This window comes from Hydrogenophaga sp. SL48, assembly GCF_021729865.1.
Taxonomy (GTDB): Bacteria; Pseudomonadota; Gammaproteobacteria; order Burkholderiales; family Burkholderiaceae_C; genus Hydrogenophaga.
The window spans coordinates 4,802,937-4,818,235 of record NZ_CP063400.1 but is presented as its reverse complement, the minus strand read 5'-3'; the positions used below and the strand labels follow the sequence as shown (position 1 = coordinate 4,818,235).

The 15,299-nt window shown below is 68.2% G+C and carries 17 protein-coding genes; 11 read left to right on the top strand and 6 right to left on the bottom strand.

Annotated elements, in window-relative coordinates; genetic code table 11:
• Nucleotides 1-29: 29 nt before the first annotated feature.
• Nucleotides 30-629: a 2-hydroxychromene-2-carboxylate isomerase gene (locus IM738_RS22885; protein ID WP_236963331.1), complete on the bottom strand. Its 600-nt coding sequence runs from the start codon at nucleotides 627-629 to the stop codon at nucleotides 30-32.
• Nucleotides 630-712: 83 nt separating this feature from the next.
• Between IM738_RS22885 and IM738_RS22880 the strand changes: the two genes are divergently transcribed.
• The 3 genes from IM738_RS22880 (at nucleotide 713) to IM738_RS22870 (ending at nucleotide 2,676) form a co-directional block, all read left to right on the top strand.
• Entirely contained in the window at nucleotides 713-1,483 is a 771-nt protein-coding gene (locus IM738_RS22880; RefSeq protein WP_236963330.1) for an SDR family oxidoreductase, read from the top strand.
• 13 nt (nucleotides 1,484-1,496) lie between these two features.
• Nucleotides 1,497-1,994 carry a MaoC family dehydratase gene (locus tag IM738_RS22875; RefSeq protein WP_236963329.1) on the top strand — a complete coding sequence of 166 codons (498 nt, stop codon included), beginning with the start codon at nucleotides 1,497-1,499 and terminating at the stop codon, nucleotides 1,992-1,994.
• A gap of 61 nt (nucleotides 1,995-2,055) precedes the next feature.
• On the top strand, nucleotides 2,056-2,676 hold the full coding sequence (locus IM738_RS22870) for a MarC family protein (protein ID WP_236963328.1): 621 nt from the start codon (nucleotides 2,056-2,058) through the stop codon (nucleotides 2,674-2,676).
• A gap of 469 nt (nucleotides 2,677-3,145) precedes the next feature.
• Here IM738_RS22870 and IM738_RS22865 read toward each other — a convergent pair whose 3' ends face one another.
• The 5 genes from IM738_RS22865 to IM738_RS22845 all read right to left on the bottom strand — a co-directional run bounded on the left by IM738_RS22865 (nucleotide 3,146) and on the right by IM738_RS22845 (nucleotide 8,805).
• Nucleotides 3,146-4,159 (bottom strand): TRAP transporter substrate-binding protein, encoded by a 1,014-nt coding sequence (locus IM738_RS22865; RefSeq protein ID WP_236963327.1) that lies wholly within the window; start codon nucleotides 4,157-4,159, stop codon nucleotides 3,146-3,148.
• Between the two features lie 47 nt (nucleotides 4,160-4,206).
• On the bottom strand, nucleotides 4,207-5,277 hold the full coding sequence (locus tag IM738_RS22860) for an aromatic ring-hydroxylating dioxygenase subunit alpha (protein ID WP_236963326.1): 1,071 nt from the start codon (nucleotides 5,275-5,277) through the stop codon (nucleotides 4,207-4,209).
• A gap of 121 nt (nucleotides 5,278-5,398) precedes the next feature.
• Nucleotides 5,399-6,214 (bottom strand): helix-turn-helix transcriptional regulator, encoded by an 816-nt coding sequence (locus tag IM738_RS25960; protein ID WP_272907715.1) that lies wholly within the window; start codon nucleotides 6,212-6,214, stop codon nucleotides 5,399-5,401.
• A 58-nt stretch (nucleotides 6,215-6,272) separates the two neighbouring features.
• The gene (locus tag IM738_RS22850) at nucleotides 6,273-7,028 is read right to left on the bottom strand and encodes a GntR family transcriptional regulator (protein ID WP_236963325.1); all 756 of its coding nucleotides are present in this window, start codon (nucleotides 7,026-7,028) and stop codon (nucleotides 6,273-6,275) included.
• A 94-nt stretch (nucleotides 7,029-7,122) separates the two neighbouring features.
• A complete protein-coding gene (locus tag IM738_RS22845) occupies nucleotides 7,123-8,805 on the bottom strand; it encodes a sigma-54-dependent Fis family transcriptional regulator (RefSeq protein WP_236963324.1) in 1,683 nt (560 codons plus the stop codon).
• 329 nt (nucleotides 8,806-9,134) lie between these two features.
• Here IM738_RS22845 and IM738_RS22840 point away from each other — a divergent pair, with 329 nt between their 5' ends.
• The 8 genes from IM738_RS22840 to IM738_RS22805 all read left to right on the top strand — a co-directional run bounded on the left by IM738_RS22840 (nucleotide 9,135) and on the right by IM738_RS22805 (nucleotide 15,195).
• Nucleotides 9,135-9,383: a phenol hydroxylase subunit gene (locus tag IM738_RS22840; protein ID WP_236963323.1), complete on the top strand. Its 249-nt coding sequence runs from the start codon at nucleotides 9,135-9,137 to the stop codon at nucleotides 9,381-9,383.
• A complete protein-coding gene (locus IM738_RS22835) occupies nucleotides 9,380-10,375 on the top strand; it encodes an aromatic/alkene monooxygenase hydroxylase subunit beta (protein WP_236963322.1) in 996 nt (331 codons plus the stop codon). Before IM738_RS22840 ends, IM738_RS22835 begins: the two co-directional genes overlap by 4 nt.
• Before the next feature lie 24 nt (nucleotides 10,376-10,399).
• Nucleotides 10,400-10,669 carry an MmoB/DmpM family protein gene (locus IM738_RS22830; protein WP_236963321.1) on the top strand — a complete coding sequence of 90 codons (270 nt, stop codon included), beginning with the start codon at nucleotides 10,400-10,402 and terminating at the stop codon, nucleotides 10,667-10,669.
• 159 nt (nucleotides 10,670-10,828) lie between these two features.
• Complete coding sequence (locus IM738_RS22825; RefSeq protein WP_236963320.1) at nucleotides 10,829-12,415, top strand: aromatic/alkene/methane monooxygenase hydroxylase/oxygenase subunit alpha; 1,587 nt, start codon at nucleotides 10,829-10,831, stop codon at nucleotides 12,413-12,415.
• Entirely contained in the window at nucleotides 12,412-12,777 is a 366-nt protein-coding gene (locus IM738_RS22820; RefSeq protein ID WP_236963319.1) for a phenol hydroxylase subunit P4, read from the top strand. Before IM738_RS22825 ends, IM738_RS22820 begins: the two co-directional genes overlap by 4 nt.
• 10 nt (nucleotides 12,778-12,787) lie before the next feature.
• Nucleotides 12,788-13,852 carry an NADH:ubiquinone reductase (Na(+)-transporting) subunit F gene (locus IM738_RS22815; protein WP_236963318.1) on the top strand — a complete coding sequence of 355 codons (1,065 nt, stop codon included), beginning with the start codon at nucleotides 12,788-12,790 and terminating at the stop codon, nucleotides 13,850-13,852.
• A 5-nt stretch (nucleotides 13,853-13,857) separates the two neighbouring features.
• Nucleotides 13,858-14,229 (top strand): 2Fe-2S iron-sulfur cluster-binding protein, encoded by a 372-nt coding sequence (locus IM738_RS22810; RefSeq protein ID WP_236963317.1) that lies wholly within the window; start codon nucleotides 13,858-13,860, stop codon nucleotides 14,227-14,229.
• A gap of 21 nt (nucleotides 14,230-14,250) precedes the next feature.
• Nucleotides 14,251-15,195 carry a catechol 2,3-dioxygenase gene (locus IM738_RS22805; protein WP_236963316.1) on the top strand — a complete coding sequence of 315 codons (945 nt, stop codon included), beginning with the start codon at nucleotides 14,251-14,253 and terminating at the stop codon, nucleotides 15,193-15,195.
• The last annotated feature ends 104 nt before the right edge of the window (nucleotides 15,196-15,299 follow it).

Sequence of the window (15,299 nt, the reverse complement as noted above, 5' to 3'; positions counted from 1 at the left end):
CTCCTGTGTGGTGAAAAAAAGTTGCGGGGTCAGGCCAGCAGACGGCGCTCGACAAAGTCCAGCCGGTCCTGGCCCCAGAAAATCTCGCCGTCGATCACGTAGCTGGGCGCACCGAACACACCGGCCGCGATGGCCTCTTCGGTGTGTTGGGCGTACAAACCCTTCACGTCGTCCTGCTGCGACTGCGCCAGGCGCTGAGCGTCGAGGCCGCACTCGCTCAGCAGTTCTGCGAGCACGTCGGGACTGGCGATGTCGCGTTCCTGCGCCCACAGGGCGCGGCCCACGGCGCCGGTCAGGCGCATCGCGGCGGCATCGCCGTCGTGTTGCGCGATGGCGGTGATCAGCCAGCCGGCGGGATCGCCCGCCACCGGGAAGAAACGCGGCTGGGGGTTGAGCGGCACGCCCAGCGCTTCGCTGAAACGGCGCAGCTCCACCAGCCGGTAGGCCTGGCGCTGCGGGGCGCGCTTGGGCAAAGGCAGGCCACCGGAGACCGAAAAGACCTGGCCGAAGTCCACCGGGCGCACGCGGACGGCGGTGTCGCTGCGCTGCAGCAGGTCGGTGAAACGCGCGTGCCCGAGGTAGGTCCACGGGCTCTGCGGGGCAAAGTAATAGTCGACTGTGCGACGCATGGCGGTCTCCTGGCGCTGTTGTAATGGACTTTGAAACAGCCCGTGTTGTACGCCATGCGGGCGCTTCTTGCAGGAGACAGGACATGAATCAACAAGACACATCCCATGCGCCGGGGGTGCTGCTGGTCACCGGCGGCAGCCGGGGCATCGGCGCGGCCACCGCGTTGCTCGCCGCGCAGCAGGGCTGGGCCGTGGCGGTGAACTACACCGCCCATTCGCTCGCGGCCGACGAGGTCGTGCGCGGCATCCGCGCCAGCGGCGGCAACGCGATCGCCGTGCAGGCCGACGTGGCCGACGAGGCGCAGGTGCTGCGCATGTTCGAGGCGGTGGACACCCAGCTCGGGCGGCTCACCGGTCTGGTGAACAACGCGGGCGTGGTGGACGTGACCGCGCGGATCGACGAGATGAGCGTGGCGCGCTGGAAGCGCATGTTCGACATCAACGTGATCGGCAGCATGCTCTGCGCGCGCGAGGCGGTGCGCCGCATGAGCACGCGGCACGGCGGCGAAGGCGGCTCCATCGTCAACGTGTCCAGCGCGGCCTCGCGCCTGGGCTCACCCGGCCAGTACGTGGACTACGCGGCGGCCAAGGGCGCCATCGACGCCTTCACCATCGGGCTGGCCAAGGAGGTGGCGGCCGAAGGCGTGCGCGTCAACGCAGTGCGCCCGGGCCTGATCGAAACCGAGATCCACGCTTCGGGCGGCCTGCCCCACCGCGTGAACGACCTCAAGCACCAGGTGCCGATGCAGCGCGGCGGCACGGCACACGAGGTGGCGCAGGCCATCGTGTGGCTGCTGTCGGACGCGGCGAGTTACACGACGATGAGCCTGCTGGACGTGTCCGGCGGAAGATGATGAGATCACCCACATGACCGCCACCACTCCCGAACAAAGCCCGCACATCAGGATCTGGTGGGAAGACCTGGAGATCGGTCAGGTGCGTGACCTGGGCAGCCTCTCGCCGACGAAGGAAGAAATCATCGCCTTCGCCAGCCAGTTCGACCCGCAGCCTTTTCACCTGAGCGAAGAAGGCGGCCAAGCCTCGGTGTTCGGCGCCTTGAGCGCCAGCGGCTGGCACACCTGCGCGATGGCGATGCGGTTGATGGTGACGAACTTCCTCTGCGAAACCTCCAGCCTCGGCTCGCCCGGGCTGGAGAGCCTGAAGTGGACCAAGCCGGTCTACCCCGGCGACGTGCTGCGGCTGCAGCACACCATCACCGAAAAGCGCGCCATGAGCAAACGGCCCGACGTGGGCCTGGTGCGCACCATCTGGGAAATGTTCAACCAGCATGGCGACAAGGTCTTGCACATGGAGGGCTACGGGATGTTCAGAAGACGCGCGCCAGCCACTTCAAACGGCGCATGAATGCCGCCTGATTTCCGCTGATGCTGCGCGCACAGGGGTCGGGTGCCCCACAATGCCGGCCATGGATTTCAAGCCCCTCATCACCCTGCTCGCCATCGTCAACCCGCTGGCGATCGTGCCCTTCTTCATCCACTACACACAGGGTTTCACCTCGGCCCAGCGCCGACGCACCATCCTGATCTCGTCGATCAGCGCGTTCGCCGTGATCGCCACCTGCGCCATCATCGGCCTGCAGATCCTGGAGTTCTTCAGCATCTCGCTGGCCAGCTTCCAGGTCGGCGGCGGCATGCTGCTGCTGACCTCGGCGCTGTCGATGCTGAACGCGCAACCGGCCGAAGCCAAGACCACGCAGGGCGAGGTGGACGACGCCTCGGCGCGGGCCTCGATCGCCGTGGTGCCGCTCACCATCCCGCTGCTCACCGGCCCGGCCACCATGTCCACGGTGGTGATCTACGCGGACCAGGCCAAGACCTTTTTCCAGCACGCCGCGCTGGTCGGCTACGGCGTGGTGATCGCGCTGGCCACCGCCGTGTGTTTCTCGCTCGCCAAGCCCATCGCCCGCCTGATGGGCCAGACCGGCATCAACGTGATGACCCGGCTGATGGGCCTGATCCTGGCGGCGCTGGCGGTCGAGGTGATGGCGGCGGGGCTGGTGAAGCTGTTCCCCACGCTGGCGGGTTGACCCGGTTCTTGCCTCGAAGGACGGAGGGGCACCCGCCACCCGACCTTCGGCGCCTGTGACGGCTGGGCAAGGGCAGGAGGTCCGGGCATGCGTTCTCCGTCCCACGCTCGCGGGCGTCTGCCTGGGCAAGCTACCAGAGCCTCATCAACACCGCTGTAGCGCACGGGCGGAAGGGCCACCGCGAATGGGGACTGCGCCCGCCCACCCGAACCTCCCACCCCAGAGGCACCCGTGCGTTCCTGCAGGAACACCCGCACGCCATTCAGGTCGATGGTGGTGGCCCCGGGCGCAGGCCCCATTCGCCGTTGCCTCAGAGCAAGCTCGCCAGGCGGGTGTTGACGCGGCAACGGCTGCACCCCAAAAACAGCCGACGGCGAGCGTGGGCCGGAGAACGGGGACGCCACCATTGGCCTGCGCGAGGTCCATGCGCGCCACTTTAGGCGTACCAGGCCCTTGATGAAACACAACATCACTTCAGCTTCTGCGTCTCCGCCCTGAACTCCGCCAGCACCGCCCGCGCGTTCTTCAACCCACGCCCTTCCGCCGCCGCCACCCAGCGGTCCTCCAGCGCCGCCTGCTTGGCCTTGACGTCGTTCACGAAGGCCTCGTTGGCCATCTGGCGCTGCACACCGGTCTGCTTCTGGATGTCGCGCGAGGCCGCGTCGGTGCGGTCCCAGCCGGCCGCGAACAGGCGTGTGGCGGCCTCGCCCGACACCTTGTCGATCACCGCACGCTCTTCCGGCTTGAGGCCGTTGTACTTCGCCGGGTTCATCATGAAGACGAAGCTGGTGTTGTAGAGGCCACCGGGGAAGGTGGTGGCGTGCTTCACCATCTGCAGGCGCATGGACTGCAGCGATTCGTCGGGGAAGAAGGTGCCGTCCATCACGCCGGTGGACAGCAGCTCGAACGAATCGGTGGCGGGCTTGAGCGTGGTGTTCCAGCCCATCAGCTTGGACAGCTCGTTGATGTTGCCGCCGCCGATGCGGAACTTGAGCTTGCCCGCGTCGGCGGCGCTGGTCACCGGCTGCTTGACGGTGAAGATGATGCCCGGCCCGTGCGTGAACACCGCCAGCACCTTCACGCCGCGGTGCTCGCCCAGCGGCGCGAAGTACCTGTCGTAGATGCGCTGGTAGGCCACCGAGGTGGCGGTGGACGAGTCGCCCAGAAACGGGAACTCGGCCACCTGCGTGAACACGAAGCGACCCGGCGTGTAGCCGTCCACGGTGAACGACACGTCGGCCAGGCCGTCGCGCACGGCGTCGAAGGTGCCGGGCGGCGCGCTCACGGCCTTGGGCAGCAGGTTGCACTTGACGCTGCCGCTGGTGCCCTTTTCCACCGCCTCGCACCACTGGTTCTGCGCCACGGTGGCGCCGTGGGTGGGCGGCAGCCAGGTCGAGACCTGCAGCACGGTCTGGGCCTGGGCGGCGCCGGCCGCGAGGCAGGCCGCAGCGAGGGGAGCGAAGCGAAGCAAGGTCTTTTTCATGGTGTCTCCGGTGCGTGGTCGTGGGTGGGTGAACGGAAAGGGAAGGCTCAGCGCGTGACGCTCGCCGTGGTCTCGCGCTCGGCGGCCACGCGGCCCTCCAGCAGCCGGCGGAACTGCAACAGCGCCGCGTCCATGGCCAGCGGCAGCATGGGCCGGTTCGGGTCCAGCGCGATGTTGTGGTGCTGCGCGGTGATCATGTCGCGGTCTTCGTTGAAGGCGCCGAGCAGGCTGTTGTAGATGCTCTCGGTCACGGTGTCGTCGCCCTCGTTCACCGGGTGCGACTGCTGGAAGAAGTAGTGCGTCGTGGTCTCGGTTTCGGGCGTGAGCGTCTGGCAGCTGTGCAACCGCACCGAGGGCCCGGGCGCGTCGGGCGCAGCGCCGGTGGGCCGCCCGCCCGAGTGCATGAGCAGCGTGGCGGGCAGCAGGAACTCGTAGACGAACCAGCGGTCGAGGTTCGTGTCGAAGCGGCGGAAGCGCTGGTAGAACGGCGGCGGCGGCACGTCGTTCACGTGCCGCGACACCTTGATGCCCATCTGCGGCCAGTCGGGCGTGGCGCCGGGCACCGGCTCGATGGTGGGCCGCGACTGCGCGATGCGGGTGGAGCCGCCCAGGCTCTTCTCGTGCACGTAGCTCAGGTGCGAAAAATCGAGCAGGTTGTCGCAGATCAGCAGGTAGGGCGTGTCGTAGTGCAGGTAACCCGGCCGGTGTTTCCAGTCCGGGTGTTCGCACGAGAAGTTGTCGGGCAGCAGCGCGGTGTCGGCCAGCGCCGGATCGCCCATCCACACGAAGACCCAGTTGTGCTGCTGCACCACCGGGTAGGCGCGCACGCAGGCCTTGTGCGGCACCATGTCCAGGCCCGGGATCTCGATGCAGCGGCCCGAGGGCTCGAACTTCAGGCCGTGGTAGCCGCAGCGCACACAGTCGCCCTCGCGCCGGCCGATCGACAGCGGCGCGTGGCGGTGGCAGCAGCGGTCTTCCAGCGCCACCAGCCCGCCGTCGGCCTGGCGGTAGACCAGCACCGGCTCGCCGAGCACGGTGCGGGTGAAGAGTTGAGGGGCGTCGGCGGCGGGGATCTCGTGCCCCCAGGCGATGACGTACCAGCAGTTGCGCAGCCACATGCGGTGTCTCCTGTGAACCTTGTTGTGCTGCCCATGCTAGGCGCGGGTCGCCCCCCCGATGTCCCCTTCGAGGGGGACAGACAGGGGCTTTGGCACCCCCTGCCCGGCCCCGGGGCGGGCGTCAGTTCAGCAGGCGGGCCAGCCCCAGGCGCTGCGACGGCAGGCCCGCGTCCGCCAGCTTCAGGTAGGCGCGTTTGCGCAGGGTGATCACGGTGGACGGCGCCACATCAAGGTCGGCCGCGATGCCGTCGGCGCTCAGGCCGAGCGCGATGCGCGCGCACACCGCACGCTCACGCGCCGAGAGCGACGGGGCCAGGCGCTGCAGGCGCCGCTCACCGTCTTCCACACGGCACGCGCGGTCCGCCAGCGCGGCCCCGGTGCGCCACGCGGCCGCGTGCGCCTGGCGCAGCAGGGGCGCGAGGCCCAGCAGGCGCTCGACCTCCTGCGGCAGGAAGCGGCCCTGGCGCTCGTCGCGGTAGAGGTGGATGACCTGCACCTGGCCCGGCGCGGGCACGTGCATCAGGGTGAAACGGTCGGTCAGCCGCTCGCGCTCGTAGATGTCGGCGCGCCAGCCGGCGTCGGGCAGCTGATCGGCCCGGCAATGCAGGGCCACGCCCTCGCGCCCGGGGCGGCCCGTGAGCTGGTGCGCCAGGGGCAGGATGGCGTCGCGCCGGTAGTAGTGGCGCCGGTAGATGCCGAAGCACTGGGCCACCACCGCGCGCTCCTGCGGGCGCGAGGCGCTGCCCTCCACCAGCTCGGGCCGGTCGCTGCGCAAGCGCACCAGCGAGAGGTAGTCCACCGGCACCACGGTCTGCACCGCCCGCAGCAGGGCGTCGGCGCTGGACGGCGAGAGGGCCACGTCGAGCAGGGCCGCGACCGCGCGCGACGGCAGCGCCGCGTCGGCGTGGGGGTCGGGCAGGTCCCAGATGGGTGACATGGGCCCATTCTGGTGGGCGCGGTGCACCCCGTCCACCGGGCTTTCCCGCCGTGCGCCTTCAGGCCGGCAGGCCGAGCTCGGCCCCTTCGCGCCGCTCGGCCGCCGGTCGGCTGGCGGCGTGCCGCATCAGGATGTCGCAGGTCAGGCGGATGTGCGCCTCCAGCGCCAGCGCGGCACGCGCCTCCTGGCGCGCGAGGGCGGCGGTGTAGATGCTGGTGTGCTCGTCGTGCACGTCGCGGTGAACCATCTGTGTCGCGCCCATGCGGATCGCGACATGGCGGTAGCGCTCGCCATGGCGGTACAGCACGCCGAGCAGGTGTTTGCTCCAGGGCGAGCGGTGCGCCGCAATCAGGGCCTCGTGGAAGCGTTTGTTGGCCATCTCCCAGCGCTGCGGCTCCAGGCCGCCGGCCCGCTGCTCGGCCTCGGTGAGGGCCTCAAAGGCCTGGGTGAGCCCGGCCTCCCACGCCGCGTCGCCGAGGCGGATGGACTGTCGCAGCGCTTCCGTCTCCAGCATCACGCGGGTGTCGGTCAGGTCCTTCAGGTCGGCCAGCGAGATCTCGGCCACGCGGTAACCGCGCTGGCCTTCGACCGTGACCAGCGCGTCCGACACCAGCAGCGCCAGCGCCTCGCGCAGCGTGCCCGCGCCCACGGCGTAGCGGTCTTTCAGGTGCTCCACGCGCAGCCGCTCGCCGGGCGCGAGGCGGCCACACACGATGTCCTGGCGCACATCGAGGTAGGCCCGCTCGGACAGGGTGCGCGGCGCGTCGCCCTCCGGGCGCAGCAGGTGGTCGGTGAAGGTCTGGGTGGGCAACATGTTCTTTTTCCCTTGGGCAAGTTTCACGCGGGTTCGATTTCAAGCGCAGGACAAGGCGAACCCACGCGGTCATGCGTTTGAAAGCGGCCCCGCATCAGTCGGCGGGCTCGTCGGTCTGCTGCCGCTTGAGCCGGTAGGCCAGCTGCGGGCGCGTCAGGCCGAGCAGCCGCGAGGCGCCCGAGAGGTTGCCCCCGCAGCGCTCGACCGCCAGCGCCAGCACCTGCGCCTCCAGCTGCTCGATCGGCACGCCGCTGTCGACGATGCGCGCGCAGAGCGCGTCGTGGTCGGCCGGCACGATGCGGGCCAGCCGGCCCTGCGGGTCGACGCCTTCGTGGCGGTCCTGCGGCTGGTTGGGGAACAGGTGCTCCAGCTCCACCGAGCCGCCCTGTGCCGCCAGGATCACGCCGCGCTCGACCAGGTTTTCCAGCTCGCGCACGTTGCCCGGCCAGTCGTGGTGCATCAACGCCTGCAGGGCGCGCTCGCCGATGCCGCCCAGGCGCTTGTTGTGCAGCGCGGTGAAGCGCGCGAGCAGGTGGCGCGCGAGCGGCTCGATGTCGGTGCTGCGCTCGCGCAGCGGCGGGATGCGGATCGGGTAGACGTTGAGCCGGTACAGCAGGTCGCGGCGGAAGCGCCCCTGCGCCACCGCCTCGTCGAGGTTGACGTTGGTCGCCGTCACCATGCGCACGTTCACCTTGCGCGGGCTCTCCGCGCCCAGACGCTCGATCTCGCTGTCCTGCAGCACACGCAGCAGCTTGGCCTGTGCCGGCAGCGGCAGGTCGCCCACCTCGTCGAGGAACAGCGTGCCGCCATCGGCGCGCTCGAAGCGCCCGGCGCGCGCCGCGTGCGCCCCGGTGTAGGCGCCTTTCTCCACGCCGAACAGCTCGGCCTCGATCAGCTCGGCCGGCAGCGCCGCGCAGTTGACCGCAACAAACGGGCCGCCCGCGCGGTCGGAGTGCTCGTGCAGGGCGCGCGCGAAACGCTCCTTGCCCACGCCGGTCTCGCCCGTCAGCAGCACCGTGACCTGGGTGCGCGCGGCGCGTTTCATCAGGTCGTGCGCGTGCTGGAACGCGGGCGAGTTGCCGATCAGCATGCCGCCCGAGGTGGCGGGCTCCAGCGTGGTCTTGAGCGCCTCGACCTGCTGGCTCAGCGCGTCCATCTTGTCCAGCAGCGAGTGTTCTTCGAAGTACGGGCGGTAGGCATCGCCGTCGGGCCAGTCGTCGATCGGCTTGCCGACGATGTGGCAGTGGTCGTCCCCGCAGGCGCCGCAACGGGTTTCCTTGAACAGGATCAGCTTGCCCATGAAGGCGCTGGTGTAGCCGCTGGCGTAACCCAGCAGGATCCAGCAGGCCGGCTCGTCCACCACGCCGTAGGCGAGGCGGTGGGCGTGCGCCTCCCAGGAGTCGTCCCAGCGGAACTCGCCCTCGAACTGCCCGGTGGCCGCGTCCATCTTGAGGTGCAGCGGCGTCACGCGCGCCGCGCCCTCCAGCATGTGCAGTTGCGGCCCGACCAGGAACATCTCCTCCAGGCTGCGGTCGCCGCGGGTCTTGCTGGCGAAGCCGGCGTCGTGCGTGCCGCTGGCGTAACCCATGCGGGTCAGCAGGCGACGGGTGTGCTCGGTGCCGACCGAGGTGATCAGGTCGCGCCGCAGGGCACTGAGCGCCGCCGTGTGCAGCAGCACCATGCGCCGCTCGCCGAGCCAGATGGCCCCGCTCTGGGGCTCGAAGCGCAGCAGCCGGCGCAGGTCGGCGGCGGGCGGGTAATGCAGGTGCGGTTCCACGGGGTCTCCTGGTGATCCGGGTGTGGGCACCTGGATTCTCGATATTTTGGGGGACGGGCTGCTTTTGAACAAGCCCGGGCTGGCAGCGGTTCATTTTCATCAATTGATCAAACCGCCCGCCGAACCCTCTCTGATTTCGTGACTTTTGACAATTTGATGAGCCGATTCCGTTGAAAACCGGGTTCGGGTTTCCCCTTAAACGCCGTCCACCGGTGCCCGTTTGGGGTGAAAAACTTAGGGGTTATCCCTTAAATATCGAGATTTTTGCACCGACACGCCCGATCAGGCACACCCCGTGCAAGAGAGCAGCGACCCAGCCCCGAACGCCCATGACCACCGACACCCCCCTTTCTTCCGAGCCGACCCAGCGGGTCGACGTGCGCCTCAAGTACGTGCGCCTGCTGGAGCGCCGGGCCGACGGCCTGGTGAGCTTCGAGTTTTCCATCGGCTGGCCCGAGCTGGCGGTGGAGCTGATGCTGCCGGCCGCCGCGTTCGACGATTTCTGCGCCCGCCACGAGGTGATCTGGCGCGACGCCCCTTCCCCCGACAACACCACGACAGGAGACCAGCCCCGATGAACATCGACCTGCAGGCGCGCGAGATCACCCCGCTGCGCCACACCTACTCCCACGTCGCGCGCCAGATCGGCGGCGACAAGGTGGCCTCGCGCTACCAGGAGGCCACCTTCGGCGCGCAGCCGATGGCGAACTTCCACTACCGCCCGACCTGGGACCCGGCCTTCGAGCTGTTCGACAAGCGCCGCAGCCGGATCGTGCTGGCCGACTGGTACGTGCTCAAGGACCCGCGCCAGTTCTATTACGCGACCTGGACCATGACCCGCGCCAAGCAGCAGGACGCGATGGAGTCGAACTTCCAGTTCGTCGAACAGCGCGGCATGTTGTCCCTGATGTCCGACGCGCTGCGCGACAAGACGCTGGAGATCCTCATGCCGTTGCGCCACGCGGCCTGGGGCGCCAACATGAACAATGCCGCGATCTGCGCCTACGGCTACGGCACGGCCTTCACCGCCCCGGCCATGTTCCACGCCATGGACAACCTGGGTGTGGCCCAGTACCTGACCCGCCTCGGCCTGGCCATGGGCGACGCCCAGACGCTGGACGACGGCAAGCAGCGCTGGATGGAAGCACCCGAGTGGCAGGGCCTGCGCCGCCTGGTCGAAGACACGCTGGTGATCGAAGACCCGTTCGAGCTGTTCGTCGCACAGAACCTCGCCATCGACGGTCTGCTCTACCCGCTGGTCTACGGCAGCTTCGTCGACGACCACGTGGCCCTGCAGGGCGGCACGGCCGTGGCCATGCTGACGAGCTTCATGCCCGAGTGGCACGCCGAGAGCGCGCGCTGGATCGACGCCGTGGTCAAGGCCGCCGGCGCCGAGTCCGACGCCAACCGCGACCTGCTGCGCGGCTGGGCCAGCCAGTGGGCGGACCGCGCCCAGGCCGCCCTGTCGCCGATCGCCCGCCTCGCCCTGGGCGAACCCGGCGAAGCGGCGCTCACCGAAGCTCGCGAACAGCTGCAGACCCGCCTCGACAAGGCCGGTCTGAAGGCCTGACCCCCCACCCCGGAGACACACCCCATGTCCGACGTGTTCATCGCCTTCCAGGCCAACGAAGAGTCCCGCCCGGTCATCGACGCCATCGTGGCCGACAACCCGCACGCGGTGCTCAGCCACCCGACCGGCCTGGTGAAGGTCAACGCACCGAACAGCCTGACGATCCGCCGCGAAACCATCGAGGGCCTGATCGGCCGCGCCTTCGACCTGCAGCAGATCCACGTCAACCTCGTGACGCTCTCGGGCCACATCGACGAAGACGACGACCAGCTCACCCTGAGCTGGAAACATTAGGCACCCCCTGCGCCGCTTCGCGTCTTCCCCCTCTCTCGCCTTCGACGGGAGGGGGACGCACCCTGAGGCCCGGCGAAGCCGGTTCCTCGGGTGCACTGGGTGAAGCCACCCGCGCCGACTGCATCACCTGTACCCACTGACCCGATCAAGGAGACAAGCATGGACACAAGAGTTGAGAAAAAGAAGCTGGGCCTGAAAGAGCGCTACGCCGCCATGACGCGCGGCCTGGGCTGGGAGACCAGCTACCAGCCGATGGACAAGGTCTTCCCGCACGACAAGTACGAGGGCATCAAGATCCACGACTGGGACAAGTGGCAGGACCCGTTCCGCCTGACCATGGACGCCTACTGGAAGTACCAGGGTGAGAAAGAGAAAAAGCTCTACGCGGTGATCGAGGCCTTCGCGCAGAACAACGGCCAGCTCGGCGTGACCGACGCGCGCTACATCAACGCGCTGAAGCTCTTCATCCAGGGCGTGACGCCGCTGGAGTACTACGCGCACCGCGGCTTCGCCCATGTGGGCCGCCAGTTCACCGGCGAGGGCGCGCGGGTCGCCGCGCAGATGCAGAGCATCGACGAGCTGCGCCACTACCAGACCGAAACCCACGCGATCAGCCACTACAACAAGTACTTCAACGGCATGCACGAATCGAACCACTGGTTCGACCGCGTGTGGTACCTCTCGGTACCCAAGAGCTTCTTTGAAGACGCCTGCACCGGCGGCCCGTTCGAGTTCCTCACGGCCGTGAGCTTCAGCTTCGAGTACGTGCTGACCAACCTGCTGTTCGTGCCCTTCATGAGCGGCGCGGCCCACAACGGCGACATGTCCACCGTGACCTTCGGCTTCAGCGCCCAGAGCGACGAGAGCCGCCACATGACGCTGGGCATCGAATGCATCAAGTTCATCCTGGAGCAGGACCCGGACAACCTGCCCATCGTGCAGCGCTGGATCGACAAGTGGTTCTGGCGCGGCTACCGCCTGCTGACCATCGTGGCGATGATGCAGGACTACATGCTGCCCAAGCGCGTGATGAGCTGGAAAGAGGCCTGGGAGATGTACGCCGAAGAGAACGGCGGCGCCCTGTTCCGCGACCTGGCGCGCTACGGTATCCGCGAACCCGCGGGCTGGAAGCAGGCCTGCGAAGGCAAGGACCACATCAGCCACCAGGCCTGGGCCACCTTCTACAACTACAACGGCGCCGCCCCCTTCCACACCTGGGTGCCGAAGGAAGAGGAGCTGAACTGGCTGAGCGAGAAGTACCCCGAGACCTTTGACAAGTACTACCGCCCGCGCTGGGAGTTCTGGCGCGACCAGGCCGCCGAGGGCAAGCGCTTCTACAACATGACGCTGCCCATGCTGTGCACCACCTGCCAGGTGCCGATGCTGTTCACCGAAGAAGGCGACGCCAGCAAGATCTGCTACCGCGAGAGCGACTACTTCGGCAACAAGTACCACTTCTGCTCGGACCACTGCAAGGGCATCTTCGACCACGAACCAGAGAAGTACGTGCAGAGCTGGCTGCCGGTGCACCAGATCTACCAGGGCAACTGCTTCAAGCCCGGCACCGACCCGACCGCGGAAGGCTTCAACCCGCTGATGGCCGTGCTCGACTACTACCACGTGAACGTGGGCCGCGACAACTTCGACTTCGAAGGCTCGGAAGACCAGAAGAACTTTGCCGCCTGGCGCGGCGACCCGCCCCCGGCGCCCGTGGCCGCCACCACCGAACCGGGAGCCGCGAAATGAGCGTCGTGTCCAACCCCGCCCGCGCGGCGTATGACTTCCCGATGAAGGACGTGCGCGAGAACTTCCCCGCGCCCCTGCTCTACATCGGCTGGGAAGACCACCTGATGTTCTGCGCGCCCTTCTGCCTGCCGCTGCCACCCGAAACGCCCTTCGGGGCCCTCGGCACGGCGGTGCTGCCCGGCATCTATGGTTACCACCCGGACTTCGCCCAGATCGACTGGAGCGCGGTCCAGTGGTTCAAGTCCGGCCAGCCCTGGACACCGGACCCGTCCAAGTCGCTGGCCGAGAACGGCCTGCAGCACAAGGACGTGATCCGCTTCCGCACGCCGGGCCTGACCGGCATTCAAGGTTCCTTCAGCTGAAGCCGCTGCGATGAGCTACCAACTCACCATCGAACCCCTGGGCGCGACCATCGAGGTCGAAGAAGGGCAGACCGTGCTCGACGCGGCGCTGCGGCAAGGCATCTATCTGCCGCACGCCTGCGGCCACGGGCTGTGCGGCTCCTGCAAGGTGCAGGTGTGCGGCGGCGAGGTGGACCACGGCGCGGCCAACCCGTTTGCGCTGATGGACTTCGAGCGCGAGGAAGGCAAGACGCTGGCCTGCTGCTGCACGCTGCAGAGCGACACCACCATCGAGGCCGACATCGACGACGAACCCGACGCCGAGATCATCCCGGTGAAGGACTTCGCCGCCACCGTCACGCAGATCGACGACCTCACGCCGACCATCAAGGCGATCCACCTGGCGCTGGACAAGCCCCTGCACTTCCAGGCCGGACAGTACGTGCAGCTGGAGATCCCGGGGCTGGGTGAAAGCCGCGCGTTCTCCATCGCCAACGCCCCGTCCGATGTGAAGGCCCGCAGCGCCATCGAACTGCATGTGCGCCGCGTGCCCGGCGGCGTCGGCACCGGCTGGCTGCACGACCAGCTCCAGGTCGGCGACCGGCTGCGGCTGGCCGGTCCCTACGGCCGCTTCTTCGTGCGCCAGTCGGCCCAGCGGCCCATGGTCTTCATGGCCGGTGGTTCGGGCCTCTCCAGCCCGCGCTCGATGATCCTGGACCTGCTCGAACACGGCTGCACGCTGCCGATCACCCTGGTCTATGGCCAGCGCTCGCGCGAGGAGCTGTACCACCACGAGCAGTTTCAGGCGCTGGCACAGCGGCACCCGAATTTCAGCTACGTGCCGGTGCTGTCGAACGAGCCGGAGGGCTCGGTCTGGGCCGGCGCGCGCGGCTTCGTGCACGACGCAGTCAAGGCGCATTTCGGCGGCAGCTTCGCGGGCCTCAAGGCCTACCTGTGCGGCCCGCCGCCCATGATCGAAGCCTGCATCGGCACCCTGATGCAGGGCCGCCTGTTCGAGCGCGACATCTACACCGAGAAGTTCCTCTCGGCGGCCGATGCCGGCGCCACGCGCAGCCCCCTGTTCCAGCGGGTCTGACCGGCATGTCTGTTTTCGACACCCGCCCCAAGTTCGCGGTGCACGTCGCCCAGACGGACGAGACCTTTCCGTGCGCGGGCAACGAGAGCCTGCTGAACGGCATGGTGAAGCTCGGTCGCAAGGGCATCCCGGTGGGCTGCGTCAACGGCGGCTGCGGCGTGTGCAAGGTGCGCATCCTCGATGGCGAGATCAAGCCCCTGGGCCCGATCAGCCGCGCCCACGTGACGCCGGAAGAAGCGTGCCAGGGCTACACGCTGGCCTGCCGCGTGGCGCCCATCACGCCGGTGCACCTGGAGGTGGCCGGCAAGTTGAACAAACCGTTTTCAAAAGGGCGCGCAGGGTCTGCGACTGCAAGCCCATCGTCGCAACAGCAGTAACCAAATCGAAGGAGACAAGCCATGGGTGTGATGCGAATCGGGCACGCGAGCCTGAAAGTGATGGACATGGACGCAGCGGTCCGGCACTACGAAAACGTGCTCGGCCTCAAGACCACCATGAAGGACAAGGCGGGCAACGTCTACCTCAAGTGCTGGGACGAGTGGGACAAGTTCTCGCTGATCCTGACGCCGTCGGACCAGGCCGGCCTGAACCACGTGGCCTACAAGGTCGAGAAGGACAGCGACCTCGACGAACTGCAGAAGAAGGTCGAGGCCTGGGGCGTGAAGACCACGGTGCTGCCCGAAGGCACGCTGCCCTCCACCGGCCGCATGCTGCAGTTCCACCTGCCCAGCGGCCACGAGATGCGCCTCTACGCGATGAAGGAGTACGTGGGCACGGACGTCGGCACCACCAACCCCGACCCGTGGCCGGACGGCCTCAAGGGCGCGGGCGCGCACTGGCTCGACCACCTGCTGCTGATGTGCGAGATGAACCCCGAGGCGGGCATCAACACCGTGGCCGACAACACCCGCTTCATGACCGAGGCGCTCGACTTCTTCCTGACCGAGCAGGTGCTGGTCGGCCCCGAAGGCAACATGCAGGCCGCCACCTGGATGAGCCGAACCACCACGCCGCACGACATCGCTTTCGTGGGCGGTCCGCGCAGCGGCCTGCACCACATCGCGTTCTTCCTGGACTCGTGGCACGACGTGCTCAAGGCCGCCGACGTGATGGCCAAGAACAAGGTGCGCATCGACGTGGCGCCCACGCGCCACGGCATCACCCGCGGCGAGACCATCTACTTCTTCGACCCGAGTGGCAACCGCAACGAGACCTTCGCGGGCCTGGGCTACCTGGCGCAGCGCGACCGGCCCGTGACCACCTGGACCGAGGACATGCTGGGCAGCGGCATCTTCTATCACACGGGAGATCTGGTGGCCTCTTTCACCGACGTGTACACGTGAAGCACTCGGATCTCCCCCCTGCGCCGCTGACGCGGCTTCCCCCCTCCGTGGCGCGCCTGCGGCGCTTCGAGGGGGGACGGCACCTGAGGCCCGGCTAAGCCGGT